The following is a 22,097-nucleotide window of genomic DNA, read 5'->3' as shown; positions in this document are numbered from 1 at the left end:
CCAGCATGCATACCAAAGATCAAATTTTTGCCGCCCCGATCGCCCGATTGGGTGACTTCTGTTTTGACGAACAGGTCGTCGACGTGTTTCCCGATATGATCCAGCGCTCGGTGCCGGGTTACAGCAACATCATCTCTGCCATCGGCATGATGGCCGCCCGCTACGCCCAACCCGAGAGCCGACTCTATGATCTCGGCTGCTCACTGGGCGCCGCGACCCAGGCGATGCGTCGCCATGTCAGCCAGCCCGGCTGCCGCATCACCGCGGTGGATCTCTCCCATCCGATGATCGAGCGCGCCCGCGCCCACCTATCCGGTTTCAAATCCGAGGTGCCGGTGGAGCTGGTAGAGGCGGATATCTGCGACATCGAGATTGAGAACGCCTCCGTGGTAGTGCTCAACTTCACCCTGCAATTTGTCGAGCCAGAGAAGCGGGCCGCCCTGATCCAGCGCATTCATGATGGGCTGCGCCCGGGCGGGATCCTGATCCTGAGCGAGAAGTTCCGCTTCGAAGATGAACCGGTCAACGAGCTGCTCATCGATCTGCATCTCGACTTCAAGCGGGCCAATGGCTACAGCGAGCTGGAGATCAGCCAGAAACGCACCGCCCTTGAGAACGTGATGCGCACCGACAGCCTGCCGGTGCATCAGGCCCGTCTGCGCGACGCCGGTTTCGTCCATCAGGATCTCTGGTTCCAGTGCTTCAACTTCGGCTCCATGATTGCCATCAAATCCAGCGACGCCCAGCCATGATCGACTTTGCCAATTTCTATCAACTGATTGCCAAAAACCGGCTGAGCCACTGGCTGCATACCCTGCCCGCCCAGCTGCATGCCTGGCAACATGACAACCAGCATGGCGATCTGCCGCGCTGGAATCGCGCCCTCAACAAGCTGCCGGTGGTCTCCCCCGGCAACATCGAGCTGAAAAGCCGGGTCGAGATTGGCTCGGCCGAGAGCATTGGCGAAGGGGAGCGCAAGAAGGTCGAGAGCCTGCTGCGCCACTTCATGCCCTGGCGCAAGGGGCCGTTCACGGTGCACGGTATCCATATCGATACCGAGTGGCGCTCTGACTGGAAGTGGGATCGGGTGCTGCCCCATATCAGCCCGCTCGAAGGCCGTTACGTGCTGGATGTGGGCTGCGGCAGCGGTTACCACCTCTGGCGCATGGTGGGTGAAGGGGCCAAGCTCGTGGTCGGCATCGATCCGAGCCCGCTGTTCCTCTGCCAGTTCGAGGCCATTCGCCACTTCGCGGGCAATGATCAGCGCGCCCACCTGTTGCCGCTCGGTATTCAGGAGCTGCCGGAGCTGCGTGCCTTTGACACCGTCTTCTCCATGGGGGTGCTCTATCACCGCAAATCCCCCATCGAGCACATCGAGCAGTTGCGCAATCAATTGAAAGATGATGGCGAGCTGGTGCTGGAGACCCTGGTGATTGACGGCGGGGTCAACGACGTGCTGATGCCCACCGATCGTTACGGCAAGATGCGCAACGTCTGGTTTATTCCCTCAAGCCGCGCCCTCAAGCTGTGGGTCGAGCGCTGCGGCTTCACCGACGTGCGGATAGTAGACGAGAATATGACCAGCACCGACGAACAGCGTCGTACCGACTGGATGATTAATGAATCCCTGAGTGACTATCTGGATCCAGACAATCCGGCACTCACGGTAGAAGGACACCCGGCGCCGAAACGTGCCGTACTGATTGCCCGCAAGGCCAAAGACTAGCCGATGGCGATTCAGGAAGTTACACTGACCCAATTCCAGGAAGCACAGTTAAATGAATGACATGAAAAGCAAATTAAAAGGAATGACCCTGCTCTCCCTGCTTAGTCTCGGCGGGTGTGTCAATATGGAAAAAGCGCCTCAGGTCCCTGCTCTGACGCTGGCCGAGCTTCGTAGCGAGCTGAGCCAGAGCGAGCAGCGCCTGCAAACATCCATGGAACAGCAACAGAAGCAGTATGTGCAGCAACAGCACCTGCTGGTTCAGCTCAACACAGATGTCACCAATATGAAAGAGTCCATCAAGCAAGTAGACCACAAGCTCGCCACCCTCCCCTCCGAGCCGCCCAAGCCGATGGCCATCCCCACCGAGAAGTGCCCGGCCCCCAATCAGGGTCACACCATCGATGGCAAGCTGATGGTCGGTGAAGCCGAGTGGATCTGGGTTGATGCGGCCAACGACGCCTTCCAGGCGCGGGTCGATACCGGTGCGACCACCTCCTCCATCAGTGCGCAGGAGATCACTATTTTCGAGCGCAACGGCAAAAACTGGGTGCGCTTCTTCCTGAGCCATCAGGAAGTGGACGACAAGATCCAGATCGAAGCGCCGCTGGTACGCCATGTACGGGTGCGTCAGGCCTCTGCCGACGATCTGGACCGCCGTCCGGTGGTGCGTCTGGCCGTGCGCATTGGCGACATGACCGAGAAAGCCGAATTTACCCTGAAAGACCGTAGCGACATGACCTTCCCTGTGCTGCTGGGTCGCGAATTTTTGAAAGACATCGCCGTGGTTGATGTGGCCCGCGAATATATCCAACCCAAACCCAAGCTCAAGGATGTGAAATAATCCATGGTTTCCCGTAAGCCGTTCTATTTGCTGGTAGCCCTGCTGTACATTGTCGGCCTGGGGATGACGATCTATCACCATATCGCGTTGGATGTACCCCTGACGCCCGGTGAAAAGCGCCAGATCTGGTCCATCGAAGCCAAGCTGGAGTTTGAGGCGACCGGTGAGCCGGTGATCGCCTCTCTGGCCATTCCGGGCACCCAGCCCGGTTTCACCCTGATGAACGAGAACGCCGCCAGCCCAGGTTACGGCCTCTCGTTTGTCGAGAAAGATGGCGATGCCCGCGCCGAGTGGTCCATCCGCACCGCCTCCGGCCGTCAGGAGCTCTACTACCGCGTCGACATGATGGCGGATGCCCATGCCAAACCGGCCGCCAATCCGCAGCCGCCTGCCATCGAGAAGCAGATCGAGAGTGAGCCTTACGCCACCGCGATGAAGCAGATCCTCGAGCGGGCCCAGGAGCGCTCTGCCGACGGCTACACCCTGACTCGCGAGATCATCAAAGAGATCGAGAAGCAGGAGCAGAACGCCGAGCTGCTGAAAAAGCACAAGAGCCGCGCCAACCTGATCGCCGAGCTGCTCAACAATGCTGACGTCCCCACCCGCGTGGTGCATGCCCTGAATCTGGAAGATGGCCGCCGTCGTCAGGAACTGGTGGATTACCTGCAGGTATTCAACAGCCCGACCGACTACAAGCTGTTCAACCCGCAAACCGGTGAACAGGGCCGTCCGGCCAACCTGCTGCTGTGGGAATACAACTCCGGCGCCCTGCTGGACGTGACCGGTGGTCACAACTCCCGTGTCAGCTTCTCGATGATCGAGCAGGAGCAGCCGGTTAGCGTGGCACTGGCGCAGAAGTTCGAAAAATCGGAGATGATGAACTTCTCAATCCATAGCCTGCCGCTGGAAGAGCAGACCCTGTTCAAGGGCTTGCTGCTGATCCCGATCGGCGTGCTGATGGTGGTGTTCCTGCGGGTTCTGGTGGGGATCAAAACCTCCGGTACCTTTATGCCGGTGCTGATCGCGGTCGCCTTTATCCAGACCTCTCTGGTCACCGGTCTCATCGGCTTCCTGCTGATCGTCGGCACCGGTCTCATCATCCGCTCCTATCTGTCTCGGCTTAACCTGCTGCTGGTCGCCCGAATATCGGCCATCATCATCATGGTTATCTCGATGATCGGTATTTTCTCCGCGTTCGCCTTCAAGCTGGGGCTGACCGACGGCATGAAGATCACCTTCTTCCCGATGATCATCCTCTCCTGGACCATCGAACGGATGTCCATCCTGTGGGAAGAAGAGGGCCCGAAAGAGGTGTTCCGCCAGGGTGGTGGCTCTCTGCTGGTTGCCGTCATCGCCTATCTGGCCATGGATAACGAGCTCATTCGTCACCTCACCTTCAACTTCCTCGGCCTGCAGCTGGTGCTGATGGCGACCGTGCTGTTGATGGGTAACTACACCGGCTACAAGCTGAGCGAACTGAAGCGCTTCAAGCCGCTGGTGGACGAGATGAAATCTGGCGTCACCCCGGGTAAGGACAAGTAACCGATGTGGTTCTGGGAAAAATACACAACCCCGTGGAGCCTGTCCCAATCAGGCATCCTCGGCATGAACAAGCGCAACCACTCCTACATCAGCCGCTACAATCCGCGCAGCCTCTATCCGCTGGTGGATGACAAGCTGCAGACCAAGCAAATTGCGCTGGATGCAGGGGTTACCGTGCCTGAGCTGATCGGTACCATCCGTGCCCAGCACGATGTGGGTCGCATCACCGAGCTGGTAAAAGATTGGCCGGGCTTCTGCATCAAGCCGGCTCGTGGCTCGGGCGGCAAGGGGATCCTTGTGATCCTCCGTCAGGAAGATGGCCTCTTCTACAAGCCCAACGGCAGCGCCTCTACCGGTCAGGATCTGGAGCGCCATGTCTCCAACATTCTGGCGGGGCTCTATTCGCTTGGCGGCAAGCCCGACGTGGCATTGGTGGAAGGCCTCATCAACTTTGATGATGTGTTCGACGGCTACTCCTTCGAAGGGGTACCCGATGCCCGGGTCATCATCTTCAAGGGGTTCCCGGTGATGGCGATGATGCGCCTCTCCACCGCCGCCTCCGATGGCAAGGCGAACCTGCACCAGGGCGCCGTGGGGGTGGGTCTGTGCCTGCGTACCGGTCGTGCCCTGCGGGCAGTGCAGTTTGGCAATCCGCTGCGCCACCACCCGGACACCGGCCTCGATCTCTATGAGCTCAAGGTACCCCACTGGGATACCCTGCTGACTCTGGCCGCTTCCTGCTACGAGATGTCGGGTCTGGGTTATATCGGTACCGATATGGTGCTGGACAAGTTCCGCGGCCCCATGCTGCTGGAGCTCAACGCCCGTCCGGGTCTTGCCATCCAGATCGCCAACGGTCGCGGCCTGGTGCCCAACCTCAAGACCATCGAGAAACTGGGACAGGTGAAGATGAACGTGGAACAGCGGGTCAATTTCGCCAAGGATCACTTCGGGATCTTTGAGGAATAACTTCTTCGCTTGTGAACTAAGCGCGCGTATGGCGCGCTTTTTTTATGGCGATTGTCTGTCGGCATATCCCCCCACCCAGCCATTCGGATCAGCATCTCATTTCGAAACGACGAGTACGCCAGCGAACGGCTGCTTGGAATAGCAATGGAGCGAGAAGAGTGTGACCGCAATGTCAGGGGATGGATAAATCTCAGGTATAAAAAAACCGGTGCCAAGGCACCGGTTTTTCAAGGAGAGTATGACCCGATTACAGGGAGTCAGCGTTCTCGGACAGGTACTTGGCAACGCCGTCCGGAGAGGCTTGCATACCTTTTTTGCCTTTTTCCCACTGAGCCGGGCACACTTCGCCGTGCTCTTCGTGGAATTGCAGGGCATCGACCATGCGCAGCATCTCGTCGATGTTGCGGCCCAGCGGCAGATCGTTGACAACCTGATGGCGAACGACACCGTTCTTGTCGATCAGGAAGGAGCCACGGAAAGCCACACCGGCTTCCGGATGCTCAACGTCATAGGCTTTGCAGATTTCGTGTTTCACGTCGGCGATCAGTGGGTACTTGACCTGACCGATACCGCCATCTTCCACTTTGGTGTTGCGCCATGCGTTGTGGGAGAACTGGGAATCGATGGAAACACCGATCACTTCCACGCCACGCTTCTGGAACTCTTCATAACGGTGATCGAAGGCAATCAGCTCGGACGGGCAGACGAAGGTGAAATCGAGCGGATAAAAGAAGACAACGGCAGCTTTGCCTTTGATGTGGGATGAGAGGGTGAACGAATCAACGATCTCGCCATTACCCAGAACAGCTGCGGCGGTAAAATCGGGTGCGGGACGGCCTACCAATACCATATTCAATTCCTCTTTATGTGAAGTGAACAATCCGGTGAGGATTGGGCTACCTAGAGCCAAGTCCATCTAATTCAAGCGACAAACTATAGACCCGGTGGTAGATTAGTTAAATCAAATTAAATAGATAGCATTAATCGGGTTTTTCTATGCAACGTTGGCCCAGCCTCAAACAGCTGCAATATCTGGTCGCTCTCGATGAGCACAAGAACTTCAACCGCGCCGCCAAGGCCTGTCATGTCAGCCAGTCGACCCTGAGTACCGGGATCCAGACGCTGGAGGACATGATGAACCTGCAACTGGTGGAGCGGGACCACAAGAGCTTCATTATGACCCCGGTCGGCATGGAAATCGTCGAGCGCGCTCGCAATTTGCTCTCCGATGCGCGGGATCTGATGGAGCTCGGGCAACATCAGGGCGGCGTGATGCAGGGGACGGTACGTCTTGGCTGCATTCCCACCATCGCCCCCTTCCTGCTGAGCAAGCTGCTGAAAGAGTGCAGCAAAACCTATCCTGACCTCGAATTGTTGCTGCGTGAAGACACCACCAGCAATCTGCTCAAGCAGCTGGAACAGGGTCAACTCGACTTGCTGATCCTCGCTCTGCCCATCGAGATCGGGGGATTTCACTGCAAGACCGTCGGTCAGGATCCGTTCCACATGGTGATGCCCGCCAGCATGGCGGCCGGTCTGCATACCCCGTTCGACTACAAGGAGTTGCCCAACCAGAGCATCTTCCTGCTGGAGCGGGAGCACTGCCTCACCGAGCACGCAGTGAGCGCCTGCCGCCTGCGGGACAAGAGCAAGATCAACCCGTTCGCCGCCACCAGCCTGCACACCCTGGTACAGATGGTGGAAGCGGGTCTGGGCACCACCTTCCTGCCGCAGATGGCCATCGATGCCGGCATTCTTGCCAACTCCGATCTGGTGGCCATCCCGCTGCCGGGAGAGACCTCCTATCGCGAAATCGGGCTGGTCTGGCGCCCCAGCACCACCCGGGTGCAGACCTTCTACAAGCTGGCCGAGCTGCTTAAACCGCTGATCAGCCACAACGAGTGACAACAAACGCCAGCCCTCGGGTTGGCGTTTTTCAGTTCCCCGCCACATTTTTCCTCTCGGAGACTAGGTCTGGAGCCAGATCCCTGTTTATGATGGAAAAGTTGTCGCGTGCCCTCCTGCCGCCAGAACGATTTGGCAGGATATGGCGTTCGATAAATGTCTCGTTTGGTAGACCCGTCCGTGGAGAGAGCCCGATGTATCGCAAGCTGCTGCTATCCCTGCTGACTCTGCTGCTGGCCGCCTGTTCCAGCACGCCGGAGCCGCCTCCGGCCCCCCGGCAGAGCAGTGCCTTCGATGGCTTCTACCAACAGTGGCGCGGTGTCCCTTACCGCATGGGCGGCGCCAGCCGCGCCGGGCTAGACTGCTCCGCCTTCACCCAGCTCGCCTACAGTCAGGTGCTGGGCTTCAACCTGCCAAGAACCACCGAATCTCAGGCCAGCATTGGCAAACCGGTGGATCGCTACCGGCTGCAACACGGGGATCTGGTCTTCTTCAAAACCGGCTGGCAACAGTACCATGTGGGGGTCTACACAGGTGCCGGCGAGTTTATTCACGCCTCCACCAGCAAGGGAGTGATCCGCTCCCGCCTCGACAACGTCTACTGGAACAGTCGCTACTGGCAGGCGCGTCGGGTGACCCAGTAACCGCTCAAACGCCTGCTTGCGGCACAAGTTGCGTGCCGATACTCTCCGTCAATCCCTGTCGCGATGTCGGGACACGCAACCCACGCTTATAACTCAATTGGCCCCAAAGCCTGCATATCACACCATTTTGTGATAAGGTGGTGGCCAATTTTTAACACTTTCGCCTTTTTCTCATACGCTCTCTGTCCTGATTGACAACAAGCGAGGCGATAACAAGCAGCGCGCGGCGAAAGTGGAGTGTGGCGCGACACTGCCGGACGGGTGTCCCACAGCTGCAGTATCAAGGGTTAAATAGATAAGGAGATCGTGCAATGAAACAGTATCAAAGCTGGCTGGGGCAATACCTGATGAGTCGCCGTGACGGTGACCACGCCATGGCATGCGAGATGGCGAGTTCCATCTGCGAGTTCTGGCAGCAGCAGGGTGATGAAAACGAACTGGACAAGTGGCAGCAGATTTACCAGAACCATCTGGAAAAGACCACCTGATCCCGACCGTTGCCTTGCTGCCAGCCATCCGGTGTGGGCAGCAAGGCCACTCGCAACCAGCCACCATCAGCCAACCTCTCTCCCCCAATATTCCCGCTACGTTAAACCGCTACCTTCGTTCACCCGCGCTTTACCATCTTCATTTTGCTCTTGCGCACCGGTCTCTATTCATTCCATCTCGGCAGCCATTTCCTGCGCCCAGTCGATAAAAGCCTGGATCTTGGGACACGCCCGGTTGGGCAGGGTCGCCATGTAATAACGCTGCTCGCACTTGATCTCCAAGCCGGGGAAAGGGGCCACCAGCTCGTTGCGTGCCAGTCGCTTGCTCACCAGATTCTTGCGCCCCATGGCGATCCCGGCGTGATTCATGGCGGCGATGATGGCGAGATCCGAGCGATCAAAACCCATGCTCAGCTGGCATGCCTCGAGGCTGACCCCGGCGTGGTGAGCCCAGCTGCTCCATTCGTCGGTATCCGAGTCAAATCCCCATGCCTGCCGATCATGAAGCAGACGGCAAAAGGACAAGTTGGCGGGATTGCCGACAAGCCCGTGCTGCTCGGCATATTCCGGGCTGCAGACCGGCAGCATGAACTCATCCATCAGCGGATGGATGGCAAGCCGCTCCGGGCTCTTCTCATCGAAATAGAGGGTCAAATCGATGCCATAACCATGCAGGTTGATGTTCTCGTTGCCGGTGATGATATTGAGCTCGATCTGCGGATGCAGGCGGGAAAAATCCGCCAACCTGGGCACCAGCCAGCACTGGGCGATGGAGGGACGCGAATAGATGGTCAGGGTACCGGAGAGCTCCTGATTCTTGATCTCCAGGATCTCCTGATTGATGAACTCCAGCGAGGATTTGAGCGCCCAGAACACCCGCTGTCCATCCGCCGTCAGTACCACCTTGCGGTGAAAACGCTCAAAGAGCTTGAACCCCAGCTCCTCTTCCAGCGCGCTGATCCGGTGGCTCACGGCGCTGGGACTCAGCGACAATTCATCAGCTGCCATGGCAAAAGATCCGTGGCGGGCGGCCGCCTCGAAGGTGTGCAGCTTGGCCAGCTGGTAGCCACTCAGCAGCTTGTTGCGCGATATGTAATTATCCCCGTTATACATTCATCCCCCTCTTCGCAAGAGCCGCCGATGATACACCCACAGGCCACCTTCAGGATGAATTCAAAAGACCCAAAGAGTGTGATTTCGATAAATTGTGACCAATGCAGCGCCTTTGCATCACCTCAGTTCATCCAAGTGGTCGATTTCATCATTTGTCAGCCCCACCTCATTTTCATTCAATAAGCGCATAAACAATCACACACAACAGATGTCGAGGCGCAGTATGAGTTCAGAGGTATGGGTCATCGCTACCTTGCTAAGTAGCATCGTTCTTATCGTGGTCACCATAGTGAAGGGCAAGGTGCATCCTTTCCTCGCCCTGCTGCTGGCGAGCTTCTATGTCGGCACCCTGATGGGGATGGAGCCCCTCAAGATGGTCAACGCCATGGAAGAGGGAATTGGCGGCACGCTCGGCTTTCTCGCCGCCGTCATCGGTCTTGGCACCATACTCGGCAAGATGATGGAGGTGTCTGGGGCTGCAGAGCGCATCGGCCTCGCCCTGCAGAGATGCCGCTGGCTTTCGCCTCAGGTCATCATGGTGCTGGTGGGTCTGGTGTGCGGCATCACCCTGTTTGTCGAAGTCGGGGTGGTGTTGCTGATCCCGCTCGCCTTCTCCATCGCCCGCAAGACCAACACCTCGCTACTCAAGCTGGCCATTCCGCTCTGCACCGCCCTGATGGCCGTGCACTGCATAGTGCCGCCCCACACGGCAGCCCTCTATGTCACCAATCAGCTGGGCGCCGATGTGGGTTCCGTCATCGTCTATGGTCTGGCGGTCGGCCTGTTTGCCTCGCTTATCGGTGGCCCCCTGTTCCTCAAACTGCTGGGCAACCGGATTCCGTTCAAGGAGGTACCCGCTGCCTTTGCCGACATCAAGGCCCGCGATGAAGCAACTCTCCCGACCTTAAGCGCCTCGCTCTTCACCGTGCTGCTGCCCATCCTGCTGATGCTGGCCAAGACTGTCGCTGAGCTCAATATGGATCACGCCAGCCACCTCTACACCGTGCTGGAGTTTATCGGCAACCCCATCACCGCCATGTTCATTGCCGCCTTCACCGCCTACTACGTGCTGGGGATCCGTCAGCAGATGAAGATGGAGGGACTGCTTAACAAGACCGAGGAGTGCTTCTCCTCCATCGCCAATATCCTGCTCATCATAGGGACAGGCGGCGCCTTCAACGGCGTGCTCAAGGCAAGCGGCCTGGGCGATAGTCTGGCCACTATCCTCTCCCAGCTGGATATGCACCCCATTCTGCTGGCCTGGCTGGTGGCTATCGTGCTGCACGCCGCCGTGGGCTCCGCCACCGTCGCCATGATGGGCGCCACCGCCATTGTCTCCCCCATCATGGTGCACTACCCGAACATCAGCCCGGAGATCATGACCCTGGCCATCGGCTCCGGTGCCATTGGCTGCACCATGGTGACTGACTCTCTGTTCTGGCTGGTCAAGCAGTATTGCGGCGCCACCCTGAACGAAACGCTCAAGTACTACACCACCGCCACCTTTGTCGCCTCCCTGATGGCGCTGGCCGGTACTTTCCTGCTCTCCTATATCGTGTAACAAGACCGAGAACACTATGAAAAACATCGACGTACAACAGCTCACAGCGCAATTTCCACTGGTGCAATCCCTGATCGCGCTTGAGCCAGTCACCTGGTTCAACCCCAACACCACCACTCTGGCTGCCGGTCTGCCCTATGTGGGGCTCGATAACAACAATGTGGCGGACGCTTCCGCTCGGCTGGCCCGCTTCGCTCCCTACATGTGCGAAGCCTTCCCCGAGACCCGCGCCAGCAACGGTATTCTGGAGTCCGAGATCGCCGCTATTCCGGCGATGCAGGCTACGCTCAACCAGCGCTACGGGGTTGAGGTCACCGGTCGACTGCTGCTGAAAAAAGACAGTCATCTGCCCATCTCCGGCTCCATCAAGGCTCGAGGCGGTATCTACGAGGTGCTGACTCACGCCGAACAGTTGGCGATCAAGGCAGGTCTGCTCTGCGAAGAGGATGACTACCGCAAGCTCTTTAGCGAGGAGTATCGCCAGTTCTTCAACCAGTACAGCATCGCGGTAGGCTCCACCGGCAACCTTGGCATGTCTATCGGCATCATGAGCGCCAAGCTCGGCTTTACCGTCACCGTCCACATGTCGGCCGATGCGCGGGAGTGGAAGAAGCGCAAGCTGCGTGAACACGGCGTCATCGTGGTCGAATATGCCGAAGATTACGGGGTGGCGGTGGAACAGGGGCGCAAAGAGGCCGAGCGGGATCCCAACTGCTTCTTTATCGACGACGAGAACTCCCGCACCCTGTTCCTCGGCTACTCGGTGGCGGGCGAGCGGGTGAAAGCGCAGTTCGACCAGATGGGCATCAAGGTAGATGCCGACCACCCGCTGTTCGTCTACCTCCCTTGCGGCGTGGGTGGCGGCCCGGGCGGCGTGGCCTTTGGTCTCAAGCTCGCGTTCGGGGATAACGTTCACTGCTTCTTCGCCGAGCCCACTCACTCCCCCTGCATGTTGCTGGGGGTCCACACCGGATTGCACGATGCCATTGCGGTGCAGGATCTGGGCATCGATAACCTCACCGCAGCCGACGGCCTCGCGGTAGGTCGCGCCTCCGGCTTCGTCGGCCGCGCCATGGAACGACTGCTCGATGGCTTCTACACCCTGAGTGATCAGGAGATGTATGACCTGCTCGGGCTGCTGGCGCGCGATGAGCAGATCACACTCGAACCGTCAGCCCTGGCGGGTATGGCCGGCCCGTGGCGGGTGGCAGCCAATCCCGAGTGGCTCACCGGGCGCGGTTTCGATGCCGCAACCATGGCACAGGCCACCCATCTGGTGTGGGCCACCGGCGGTGGCATGGTGCCCGCCGAAGAGATGGCAAAGTACCTGGCCAGCGCCAAGATCTAGGCTGTTTTGCCACATTTATCTGCAAATCAACCCGCCATCACGGCGGGTTTTCTGTTTTGGGAACAAGGGGATGGGGCAGTTCTGTCGCAATCCATGGCGACAATTTCCCCAAGTTGGTCAGTTTGTGCTAAAATGGCGCTCATTTTTTGACATCTCGCGTCACGTTCGCCGCCAGATTGCCCATCGGGCTCTCTGCCCGGGTCGTGACTTTGCACCATCATGCCTGATGATGTTCCCCCCAGGATGAGCCAACAGGCTCTCGTCAAGGTGGGCACCCTCAAGGGCACATGAGATAAGGAGATCGGGTAATGAAACAATATCAAAGCTGGCTGGGAGATTATCTGATGAGTCGACGTGACGGAGATCACGCGATGGCTTCGGAACTTGCCAACACCATCTGCGCCTTCTGGAAGGCCCAGGGTGATGAAGCAGAAACCAGCAAATGGCAGCAACGCTATCAGCAACACGTAGAGCAGGCGCAATAAGCCCCTTCACTCTTTCGCGATAAAAAAACCGGCGCACATGGCGCCGGTTTTACGTTTCTGGCAAGCAGCAAATTACATCTGGTCGATCATGTCCTGAGCAAACTGGGAGCAGGAGCGCAGGGTGGCCCCTTCCATCAGACGCTCGAAGTCATAGGTGACGGTCTTGTTGCGGATCGCCGCTTCCATCCCCTTGATGATGAGATCGGCCGCTTCAACCCAGCCCATGTGGCGCAGCATCATCTCGGCGGAGAGGATCAGCGAGCCCGGGTTGACCTTGTCCTGACCGGCATACTTCGGCGCAGTACCGTGGGTCGCCTCGAACAGGGCCACGCCGTCACCGATGTTGGCACCCGGCGCGATACCGATACCGCCTACCTGAGCGGCCAGCGCGTCGGAGATGTAGTCGCCGTTGAGGTTCATACAGGCGATGACGTCATACTCGGCCGGACGCAGCAGGATCTGCTGCAAGAAGGCATCGGCGATGACATCCTTGATGACGATGGTCTTGCCGGTTTTCGGGTTCTTGAAGGAGCACCAGGGGCCGCCGTCGATCAGCTGGGCACCGTACTCGTTCTGGGCCAGAGCATAACCCCAATCCTTGAAGGCACCTTCGGTGAACTTCATGATGTTGCCCTTGTGCACCAGGGTCACTGAGTCGCGATCGTTGTCGATGGCATACTCGATGGCGGCACGCACCAGACGCTCGGTACCGGCTTTGGACATCGGCTTGATGCCGATACCGCAGGACTCGGGGAAGCGAATTTTCTTCACGCCCATCTCGTTTTGCAGGAAGGCGATCACCTTGTTTGCTTCGGCGCTGTCGGCCTTCCACTCGATACCGGCGTAGATGTCTTCGGCGTTTTCACGGAAGATCACCATGTCGGTCAGATCAGGACGTTTCACCGGGCTCGGGGTGCCGTCGTAGTAACGTACCGGACGCAGGCAGATGTAGAGATCCAGCTCCTGACGCAGGGCTACGTTGAGGGAGCGAATACCGCCACCGACCGGAGTAGTCAGCGGGCCCTTGATGGCCACGCAATATTCACGAATGAAATCCAGGGTTTCGGCCGGCAGCCAGGCACCTTCACCATAGACATGAGTCGACTTCTCGCCGGTATAGATCTCCATCCAGGCGATCTTGCGCTCGCCCTTGTAGGCTTTCTCGACCGCAGCATTCACCACATTCAACATGGCCGGGGTTACGTCAACACCGATGCCATCCCCTTCAATAAACGGAATGATCGGATGGTTGGGAACCTGCAGCTTGCCGTTGGCATCGACTGTGATTTTCTGACCTTGGGTCGGGATTACTACTTTGCTTTCCATCGGCATCTCCTAACTTCCGTTTGTTATCAACTTGTTTGTTGCGCGCGGCCATCTTAGCCCATTCATTTTCATAATAAAACGACAAGAAAGCATGTCAGACCAAAGAGGTAGCCACCCGCCAGTGCGCCGTCACCACGCCTTCCCGACACAGCCCCGTTATCCCTCCAGCTCGCTGGCCGCCGCCTGCGGCTGACTCAGGGAACGGTACTGGGAAGGGGTCAAGCCGGTCTTCTGTTTGAACACCCGGCAGAAGTAGTTCACGTCGGTAAACCCGCAGCGATTGGCGACCTCTTCGAGACGGAAGCGATACTTTTTCAGCATGAACTTGGCCCGCTCCAGCCGCACCCAGCTGATGTAGTCCGCCAGCCGCATGTGCCCCTGCTGGCGAAACAGACGTGAGAGGTGGCTGGGGGAGAGATTGAAGCGGGCGGCGATGCATTCGCGGCTGATGGGGCGGTGGAAATTTTCCTGAATGTAGATGCAGATGCCATGAAAAAGATCGGAGCCACGAGGACGACCGCTCTCCGACTCCACCAGCAACTGCCGTGAATAACTTAGCAGCGCCTGCAGCAGGTGATTGTCCATCGGTGCCCTTATCGGCTCCTGCGCAAGGGTGTTGAGGGAGAGCAGGATATGATCGAGCGCCCGTCCGGCACCGGCCTGAATACTGTGCTTCTGCACATCGAAGAAGCCGGTGTCTCCCTTGTGCTTGCTCACCAGACTGAACCCTATCTGACGCTTGCCGAACAACAGGCTGAGCACGGAACAGTCATTGTCCCAATCCGGCTTGTTCCAGCCGTTAGGGGGAATGTACATCGCCTCCCGCGGCCCCATCTGTACCGACTGCACATCCCCTTCCGGGGACCAGATCTGGTTGAGATAGTGGCCACTGAATACCAGCTCGAGACGCGGAAAATTGACCTGATAACTGAAGCAGGGAGGCACCCCTTTGTCAGAGGCAAACAACACCTTCTCAAAGCCTCCCCCCTCACTTAGAAAGCCGTCCAACAGCTGGGTAAAGATGATACTCATGAATGATCCTGATCAAGATGCAGAGAGCAACCGATTGCGGTGCGCTGCCCCTGCCATGCTATAGTCCGCGCCAGACTGAAATTCCCAAAAAATCGTTCTGATACAAGGAGCCATCCATGAGCTACCCGCCGTTTTTTCTAATGTGCAACCCGATCCAGGATTATGTCTGGGGCAGTCGTGACTCCCTGACCACGCTGTTTGGCATCAAAAATCCCGAAGGCAAACCACAAGCTGAACTGTGGATGGGCGCTCACCCCAATGGCTGCTCCGAAGTGACCCTGGCAGGCGAGACCGTGAAGCTTTCCAGCCTGATTGACGCCAACCCCGTCGCCATGCTGGGCGAAGCTACCCAGGCTCGTTTCGGCTCACTCCCCTTCCTGTTCAAGGTGCTCTGCGCCGAGCAAGCCCTCTCCATTCAGGTACACCCGAGCAAGGCACAGGCCGAAGCCGGTTTTGCCAGAGAAGAGGCCGCAGGCATTGATATCAAGGCGAGCAACCGCAACTACAAGGATCCGAACCACAAGCCGGAGCTGGTCTTTGCCCTCACCCGCTATCAGGCGATGAACGGCTTTCGCGCCATCCCTGCCATCCTGGCCCTGTTCGATCGCATGGCGCTGCCCGCACTGGTCGACCTGACCGCGGCGCTTCGCCAGTCACAGGATGAAGCTGGCCTGCAGCACTTCTTCCACCAGTTGCTGATCCTCAGCGGTGATCGCAAGGACGAGGCGCTGGCTGGCCTGCTGGCCTATGCAGCCGCCCATCAGGATGAAGAGACTTTCGCCACCATCAGCAAGCTGGCCAACCAGTACCCGGGGGATGTGGGGCTCTTCTCGCCGTTGCTGCTCAACGTGGTAACACTTGAGCCGGGTCAGGCGATGTTCCTCGATGCCCAGACCCCCCACGCCTACATCCACGGCACTGGCCTCGAGATCATGGCCAACTCCGACAACGTGCTGCGTGCCGGTTTGACCCCCAAATACATGGATGTGCCGGAGCTGCTGGCCTGCACCAGCTGTGTCGCCAAACCGGACGACCAGATCCTGCTCACCCCTCGCATGGAAGGCACAGTACAGCACTTCGACGTGCCGGTACCGGATTTCACCTTCAGCGTATATGGCGCAGGCGAACATGCCCTCACCACCGGCAATGCCGAGATCCTGTTCGCCATCGATGGGGCCATAACCCTCATTGGCCAGGATGGCGAGCGTCTGACACTGACCATAGGGCAATCTGCATTTGTACCCGCCAGCACCGGCGATTATCGCGTGACGGCTGAAGGGCGTTTTGCCCGCGCCAGCAACCGCTGATCCTGGTGGGCCATCGGCTCATCACCCTCTGTTCAAAGGGCCCAGCATGGCCCTTTTTTTCAGCTCATCTGACCATGTGGAGCCCGGTACGACTCACAAAATCGGTCATTTAACTCAACATCGAAGAATAACACGCTGACTTATAATGATTAATATCATTTAGCCTCCCTGGTCACGCCACCCTGCAGTTATGCGAGCCAGCTCACACCCTTCCCCACACGTCATAAAAATCCAGTTAATGCCATTTTTTTCCTCTGTCCTAGGATATTAATCAACGAAATAATAGAAACCGTTAATTTACAGGCAGCAGGAAAAACATTTAAGAGCATTTATATATTCCAGATGTAACACAGCTCAGCCACTTATTTCATAAGTGTAAGGGGCGATTTTTAAATCAGGCTATAGGTGCCTGTTATTTTTCTGCGCATTTATTTTTCCGCCTGTATGGCCAGAACGTTTTCACTATCCATTTTATCTGGCTGATATTCCCCCCGTCACCATCTATATCCAGTGACAGTCGGGGTAATACATGAAGATGGCTATCTCAGCCGGCAGATATTCATTGGCTGGCCCGGCATTCTGCATTATCTGTTTTTATATGTTCGATACCCTACTTTCATTAACCTGTGGCGACAAATATGAAACTGAAACGTTCCCTGCTCGCGTGTGCCGTACTGGCTGGCCTGGTTGGTATATCCGGTTGTCAAAATGACTCGGATACCGCTGTCGATAACAATAAAGAGACTAACGTCTCCCGTTACGTCAATCCGTTCATCGGCACAGGTAATTTGGGCAACACCTATCCTGGTGCCACTACCCCGCATGGCATGGTGCAACTGTCGCCCAATAATGGGGCCAATGGCTGGGAATATATCTCCGGCTATTACTACCACGACAACCGCCTCGCCGGGTTTTCCCACACTCACCTCTCGGGGGCCGGAGCTGGAGACCTCAACGATATTCTGGTGATGCCGATCAACTCACGCTCCAATTTCATGCTGAACGAGGGGTCGGCCTCACTGAATCTGGAGGCCTCCCGCTACAGCCACAAGGATGAAGAGGCAACAGCGGGCTACTACACGGTCAATCTGAAGGATTACGGGATCAAGGCCGAGCTGACCGCCTCGGATCGAGTGGGTGTTCATCGCTACACCTTCCCGCAAGATAAAAAATCGGAAATCGTGGTCAACCTCGGCTTCAAGGTCAACTGGGACTACACCTCCGACTCCTATCTGAAATGGGACAAAACCCACAACCGGATCGAGGGCCATCGCTTCTCTGACGGCTGGGCCCCCAGCCAGAAAGAGTTCTTCGTGATGGAGTTCGACCAGCCCATCAAAAACATCCGCTTCGCCTACTTTGACAAAGACCAAAACCGCTATCTGGACCTGCCGGAAGGCACCACCGAGATCGGCAACGAGACCCGTGGCAAATATCAGTACGCGCGTGCCTATGTGGAATTTGATACCGCAGCGGCGGGCTTGACTGTCGAGGCCAAGGTAGCCCTCTCCAACGTCGAGGTCGGCCGGGATGGCAACGCTGGCGCCTCACTCAACATGACCGAAGTGGCCAATATGTCGTTTGACGATGTCCGTCAGGCTGCGACCCAAAAATGGGAAAAGGAGCTGGGCAAGATCCGGGTCAGTGGGGATGAGGAGTACAAACAGACCTTCTATACCGCGCTCTACCACACCTATCTGGGCCAGACCATTCACTCTGATCTGGACGGACGCTACCGCCAGGTCCATCAGGGGCGCAACGCCTATCCGGATGGCAACACACCGTGGGGCGAGCAGATCGATACCCTCAAGGAGTCGGTTCGCACCGCCGATGCCAACCGGGATGGCAAAGCGGACTTTACCCGTTACGACACCTTCTCCCTGTGGGACACCTACCGCGCAGTACAACCCCTCTCGTCACTGCTGGAACCGGATCGCCTCGCCGATGTGGTGCTCTCCATGCTCTCCTACGCCGAGGAGGAGTGGATGGACGATCTGGGCAACCTGCGCAAGGGCAGATTGCCGGAGTGGACCTTCAAGGGTAACGAGACCGGCATGATGATGGGGATGCACTCCACCCCGGTGATCCACGACGTGCTCTCCAAAGGCTCGCTGGACAGACGGATGATCGCGCTGGGCTTCAGCGATGCGGAACGTCAGGAGATCAAGGAGCGACTGGTGACCGCCATGATCACCGATGCCCGCGCAGCCACCAGCCAGGGAGTCGCCTGGATCAAGGAGTACGAGCAGCAAGGCTATGTGCCTGCCCAGTTGCATGACACTCCGCCGGGCAATGACTGGGAATCGCACTCCCCCTTCAAGGATGCCTGGACCTCCTCCTACTCGCTGGAGTACTCCATGAATGACTGGGCGATCGCCCAATCGATCAAGGCAGTATTTGGCGAAAGTGACCCCCGCTATCAGGAGTTTGCCGATAGATCCAAGAACTGGCAGGCGCAGTTTGACTTTGGCGGCAAGCAGTACAAAGGGTGGTTCAAGGCCCGTGACTACGATGGCAAGTTCATCGATGCTGGCTGGGTAGACCCGAAAACCGGCCGGGCAGTGGGCAAGGATTGGCGCCCCGACATGTTCAACTGGTCATTCGCCGAGTCCAACGGCTGGCAATACGCCTTCAGCGTTCAACATGACATTCATGGCCTGGTCGATCTGATGACCCGGTTCGACCAGACCCAGAATCCTCAGGCCAAACCGGGTGAACTGTTTGCCAAACGGCTGGACGAGTATTGGAGCACCTATCCGGATCGCAACGCTGGCGACAACCAGTTCCCGGTATTCAACACCGGCAACGTGGGACAGCATGTGCAGGGCAACGAGCCCGATATCCATGTGCCCTACCTCTACAACTACGTAGGACAGCCCTGGAAGGGACAGGCCGCCATCGTGGCAGCCACCAACGTCTGCTACAAGAACACCCCTGACGGCATCTGTGGCAACGATGACTTTGGCACCCTCTCTGCCTGGTTCGTGTTCCGGGCGCTGGGCTTCTTCCCGGTCAATGCCTCCTCCGGCATCTACGAGATTGGCACCCCCATGTTCGAAACCGCCTCGCTCGATGTGGGTGCGGGCAAGCAGTTCACCGTCACGGCCCAGAATGTCAGCCGCGACAACATCTACATCCAGTCCGCTCGCCTCAATGGCAGCGAGTTCAATCGCAGCTACCTCACCCATGAGGAAATCCTCAGTGGCGGCAAGCTTGAATTCGTGATGGGCGATAGCCCCAACCAGAACTGGGCCAGCCAGCCGGAAGATCTGCCGCCCGCGCAAGGTATCGGCACCTTCCTGCACGAAGGCAACCTGCCTGCCGGTTCCCGTTAATCACCTGTTCGGGGGAGGGTTCCCTCCCCCATCACCACTCAAAAATGGAATGACCATGTTCAAGTGCAATCTTCTTTCTCTTGCGGTGATTGCCGCGCTGACCGGTGGCATCGCCGGTTGCAACAGTGAGAGCGAGTCTACCGCTATCGAGAAACCGGTAACTCCGGGTGTCGATCTGTCGGTACTGAAATACGTTGACCCCATGATAGGCACCGCCGCATCAGGCCACACTTTCCCCGGTGCCACCCGCCCTGCTGGCATGGTGCAGCTCTCGCCGGATACCTTTATTGGATCCAACACCGATCACGAGAGCGGACTCAACCCCTGGCACTCAGCCTCCGGCTACTGGGACTCTTCCAATTACCTCACGGGCGAGATCGTCGCAACCGATGTTCCGCTCTACGGCTTCTCCCATACCCATCTCTCCGGCACCGGCGCCACCGATCTGGGCGACATTCTGGTACTGCCCTACGCCGAGATGGCCGACGCCCAAATAAACGCCTTTGACAAAACCAATGAGCACGCCAGCGCCGGTTATTACCAAACCAGACTGAACAAGGGGGAGATTGAGGTTGAACTGACCACCACCAAACGGGTCGGTTTGCACCGTTACACCTTCGCCAAAGGAGCGGATCGGAATGTGAAATTCGATCTGGGCCACACTCTGCTGAACAACAACGGCCAGTCGCTCAAAAACAAAATCGAAGTGGTGGATGAGTACACCCTGCGTGGCCGCAAAACCTCCACTGGCTGGTTCCAGGGACAGAACCATCAGGGCCAGAACATCTTCTTCTACGCCAAATTCAACCAACCTGTGGCCAAGGCCATGCTGGGCGAGCAGGACAAGATGCCGACCCGGGAGATGCGCCCCAACAGCGTCTATCAAGGGGATGACCTGACCGCCTACCTCAATTTTGGCCAGGGTGACCAACCGCTCGAGATCCGGGTCGGTATCTCGGCGGTGAGCTGGCAAGGAGCACAGAAGAATCTGGAAGCGGAAGCCCCCACCTTTGATTTTGCCAAGGTGAAGTCAGACGCCGAATACGCGTGGGCCGAAAAGCTGGCAACACTCAAAACCGAAGGGGGGACGGAAACCGAGAAGACCAATTTCTACACCGCCCTCTACCACATGATGATCGCCCCTATCGAGCTCTACGATGTGGATGGCAAGTATCTTGATATGCAGGGCACCCTGCGCACCCTGCAACCAGGTGATACCCCCAACTACTCCATCTACTCGACCTGGGATACCTTCCGCGCCGTTCACCCCATGTGGACCATCATGGACCCGCCACAGGCGACTCTCTACGCCAAGGATCTGATCCGCAAATCCAACGTGGAGTTCGGCCTGCTGCCCAAGTGGGAAGGCCACGGCTCGGAAACCGGCACCATGATTGGGTACCCCTCGGCGGCCATCCTTGCCGATGCGGTGACCAAGGGGCTGATCGATGCGCAAGAGGCACTGGAAGCCTCGGTCAAATCGGCCCACTACCGGCCTGCCGATTACCCGCAGATCCATGACGACATCCTGAGTGCGCTGATGGCCGGTCAGCTCAGCTATCACGAGAAAGAGCAGTGCGTCCGTTATCCCAACTGGAACTCGGTCTCCTACTCGCTGGAGTTCTCTTTTTACGACTGGACCATCGCCGAGATGGCGAAAGCCGCGGGCGACATGACCACCTATCAGGAGTTCAAGGCACGATCCTACAACTCGCTCAAACATTGGGATCCCCAGGCTGGCAATGCCGATGGCAAAGGCTTCTTCGTACCGACCGAGCTGAAAAACGGCGACCCGTGCGCCCTGAAATACGCGCCAACCGATTTCGATCCCTACAAGTCGGATGCCTTCTACTACACCGAGGGCAATGCCTGGCAGTGGCAGTGGTCATTCATGCAGGATCTCGACAAGCTGACCGAGATCATGGGTGGCCAGCAGGGACTGAACGACAAGCTCGACAACCTGTTCAATGCCGACCCCAACGGGGGCGAAGCACATCAGGACATGACCGGTTACATCGGGCAGTACATTCATGGCAACGAGCCCTCACACCACGTCATCTATCTCTACAATCGCACCGCTCAGCCCTGGAAAGCGCAGGAGTACCTCGACCGGGTCTATAAGGAGTTCTACAAAACCACCCCGGATGGCCTGATCGGCAATGAAGACGTTGGCCAGATGTCGGCCTGGTACATCATGAGTGCCATGGGCTTCTATCAAATCTCCCCGGGCGACCCGACCTACACCATCGGCCGTCCCATCTTTGACAAGGTCACCATCAACCTGCCCGACGGTCAGTTCAACGTGGTAGCGCAGAACAACAGCCCGGACAACCTCTATGTCAAAGAGGTCACCATCAATGGCAAGCCACTCAACCAGTACAACACCTTCGCCCACAGCGAGATCCGTCCCGGTGGTGAGCTGCGTTTTGTGATGACCAACCAGCAACCGACCCCGTAACTCTACAAGCGGCAAGC

The 22,097-nt window shown here is 57.8% G+C and carries 18 protein-coding genes; 14 read left to right on the top strand and 4 right to left on the bottom strand.

Going from position 1 to position 22,097, the window contains the following annotated elements; all coding sequences use genetic code 11:
• The first annotated feature begins 5 nt into the window (after positions 1 to 5).
• From cmoA to ACTG27_RS02795, 5 genes are read left to right on the top strand one after another with little or no spacing between them, the layout of a single operon-like run.
• Positions 6 to 752 carry a carboxy-S-adenosyl-L-methionine synthase CmoA gene (gene cmoA / locus ACTG27_RS02815; RefSeq protein ID WP_005353159.1) on the top strand — a complete coding sequence of 249 codons (747 nt, stop codon included), beginning with the start codon at positions 6 to 8 and terminating at the stop codon, positions 750 to 752.
• The gene (gene cmoB, locus ACTG27_RS02810; protein WP_439979056.1) at positions 749 to 1,726 is read left to right on the top strand and encodes a tRNA 5-methoxyuridine(34)/uridine 5-oxyacetic acid(34) synthase CmoB; all 978 of its coding nucleotides are present in this window, start codon (positions 749 to 751) and stop codon (positions 1,724 to 1,726) included. The genes cmoA and cmoB overlap by 4 nt, the downstream gene beginning before the upstream one ends.
• Positions 1,727 to 1,778: 52 nt before the next feature.
• Positions 1,779 to 2,567: an ATP-dependent zinc protease family protein gene (locus tag ACTG27_RS02805; protein WP_043821334.1), complete on the top strand. Its 789-nt coding sequence runs from the start codon at positions 1,779 to 1,781 to the stop codon at positions 2,565 to 2,567.
• Positions 2,568 to 2,570: 3 nt separating this feature from the next.
• Positions 2,571 to 4,109 carry an inactive transglutaminase family protein gene (locus ACTG27_RS02800; protein ID WP_005337699.1) on the top strand — a complete coding sequence of 513 codons (1,539 nt, stop codon included), beginning with the start codon at positions 2,571 to 2,573 and terminating at the stop codon, positions 4,107 to 4,109.
• Between the two features lie 3 nt (positions 4,110 to 4,112).
• Complete coding sequence (locus tag ACTG27_RS02795; RefSeq protein ID WP_005353164.1) at positions 4,113 to 5,078, top strand: alpha-L-glutamate ligase-like protein; 966 nt, start codon at positions 4,113 to 4,115, stop codon at positions 5,076 to 5,078.
• Between the two features lie 247 nt (positions 5,079 to 5,325).
• Here the strand turns inward: ACTG27_RS02795 and ACTG27_RS02790 are convergent, their stop codons facing one another.
• Positions 5,326 to 5,928, bottom strand: coding sequence for a peroxiredoxin C (locus ACTG27_RS02790; RefSeq protein WP_236380875.1), 603 nt, complete (start codon positions 5,926 to 5,928; stop codon positions 5,326 to 5,328).
• A 146-nt stretch (positions 5,929 to 6,074) separates the two neighbouring features.
• Between ACTG27_RS02790 and ACTG27_RS02785 the strand changes: the two genes are divergently transcribed.
• The 3 genes from ACTG27_RS02785 (at position 6,075) to ACTG27_RS02775 (ending at position 8,115) form a co-directional block, all read left to right on the top strand.
• The gene (locus ACTG27_RS02785; RefSeq protein ID WP_005337702.1) at positions 6,075 to 6,983 is read left to right on the top strand and encodes a hydrogen peroxide-inducible genes activator; all 909 of its coding nucleotides are present in this window, start codon (positions 6,075 to 6,077) and stop codon (positions 6,981 to 6,983) included.
• A 194-nt stretch (positions 6,984 to 7,177) separates the two neighbouring features.
• A complete protein-coding gene (locus tag ACTG27_RS02780; protein WP_005337703.1) occupies positions 7,178 to 7,627 on the top strand; it encodes a C40 family peptidase in 450 nt (149 codons plus the stop codon).
• 311 nt (positions 7,628 to 7,938) lie between these two features.
• Positions 7,939 to 8,115 (top strand): hypothetical protein, encoded by a 177-nt coding sequence (locus ACTG27_RS02775; RefSeq protein WP_005337704.1) that lies wholly within the window; start codon positions 7,939 to 7,941, stop codon positions 8,113 to 8,115.
• A gap of 168 nt (positions 8,116 to 8,283) precedes the next feature.
• Here ACTG27_RS02775 and dsdC read toward each other — a convergent pair whose 3' ends face one another.
• On the bottom strand, positions 8,284 to 9,228 hold the full coding sequence (gene dsdC / locus ACTG27_RS02770; protein ID WP_439979055.1) for a DNA-binding transcriptional regulator DsdC: 945 nt from the start codon (positions 9,226 to 9,228) through the stop codon (positions 8,284 to 8,286).
• Positions 9,229 to 9,451: 223 nt separating this feature from the next.
• Between dsdC and dsdX the strand changes: the two genes are divergently transcribed.
• The 3 genes from dsdX to ACTG27_RS02755 all read left to right on the top strand — a co-directional run bounded on the left by dsdX (position 9,452) and on the right by ACTG27_RS02755 (position 12,622).
• Positions 9,452 to 10,789 carry a D-serine transporter DsdX gene (dsdX, locus tag ACTG27_RS02765; RefSeq protein ID WP_439979054.1) on the top strand — a complete coding sequence of 446 codons (1,338 nt, stop codon included), beginning with the start codon at positions 9,452 to 9,454 and terminating at the stop codon, positions 10,787 to 10,789.
• A 16-nt stretch (positions 10,790 to 10,805) separates the two neighbouring features.
• Entirely contained in the window at positions 10,806 to 12,137 is a 1,332-nt protein-coding gene (locus tag ACTG27_RS02760) for a D-serine ammonia-lyase (protein ID WP_439979053.1), read from the top strand.
• Positions 12,138 to 12,445: 308 nt separating this feature from the next.
• A complete protein-coding gene (locus ACTG27_RS02755; RefSeq protein ID WP_005337712.1) occupies positions 12,446 to 12,622 on the top strand; it encodes a hypothetical protein in 177 nt (58 codons plus the stop codon).
• 72 nt (positions 12,623 to 12,694) lie between these two features.
• On the opposite strand, the gene icd is transcribed toward ACTG27_RS02755, so the two are convergent.
• Positions 12,695 to 13,948 (bottom strand): NADP-dependent isocitrate dehydrogenase, encoded by a 1,254-nt coding sequence (gene icd / locus ACTG27_RS02750; RefSeq protein ID WP_005347179.1) that lies wholly within the window; start codon positions 13,946 to 13,948, stop codon positions 12,695 to 12,697.
• Between the two features lie 156 nt (positions 13,949 to 14,104).
• Positions 14,105 to 14,980 (bottom strand): AraC family transcriptional regulator, encoded by an 876-nt coding sequence (locus tag ACTG27_RS02745; RefSeq protein WP_005347181.1) that lies wholly within the window; start codon positions 14,978 to 14,980, stop codon positions 14,105 to 14,107.
• Positions 14,981 to 15,096: 116 nt separating this feature from the next.
• Between ACTG27_RS02745 and manA the strand changes: the two genes are divergently transcribed.
• The 3 genes from manA to ACTG27_RS02730 all read left to right on the top strand — a co-directional run bounded on the left by manA (position 15,097) and on the right by ACTG27_RS02730 (position 22,080).
• Entirely contained in the window at positions 15,097 to 16,287 is a 1,191-nt protein-coding gene (gene manA / locus ACTG27_RS02740; protein ID WP_368152778.1) for a mannose-6-phosphate isomerase, class I, read from the top strand.
• A gap of 638 nt (positions 16,288 to 16,925) precedes the next feature.
• The gene (locus ACTG27_RS02735) at positions 16,926 to 19,622 is read left to right on the top strand and encodes a GH92 family glycosyl hydrolase (RefSeq protein WP_439979052.1); all 2,697 of its coding nucleotides are present in this window, start codon (positions 16,926 to 16,928) and stop codon (positions 19,620 to 19,622) included.
• Between the two features lie 55 nt (positions 19,623 to 19,677).
• Complete coding sequence (locus ACTG27_RS02730) at positions 19,678 to 22,080, top strand: GH92 family glycosyl hydrolase (protein WP_439979051.1); 2,403 nt, start codon at positions 19,678 to 19,680, stop codon at positions 22,078 to 22,080.
• The last annotated feature ends 17 nt before the right edge of the window (positions 22,081 to 22,097 follow it).

The organism is Aeromonas sp. 97A, assembly GCF_051919185.1.
GTDB classification, from domain to species: domain Bacteria; phylum Pseudomonadota; class Gammaproteobacteria; order Enterobacterales; family Aeromonadaceae; genus Aeromonas; species Aeromonas veronii.
The sequence above is the reverse complement of the archived record's forward strand: the minus strand, read 5'-3'. Positions and strand labels throughout refer to the sequence as shown.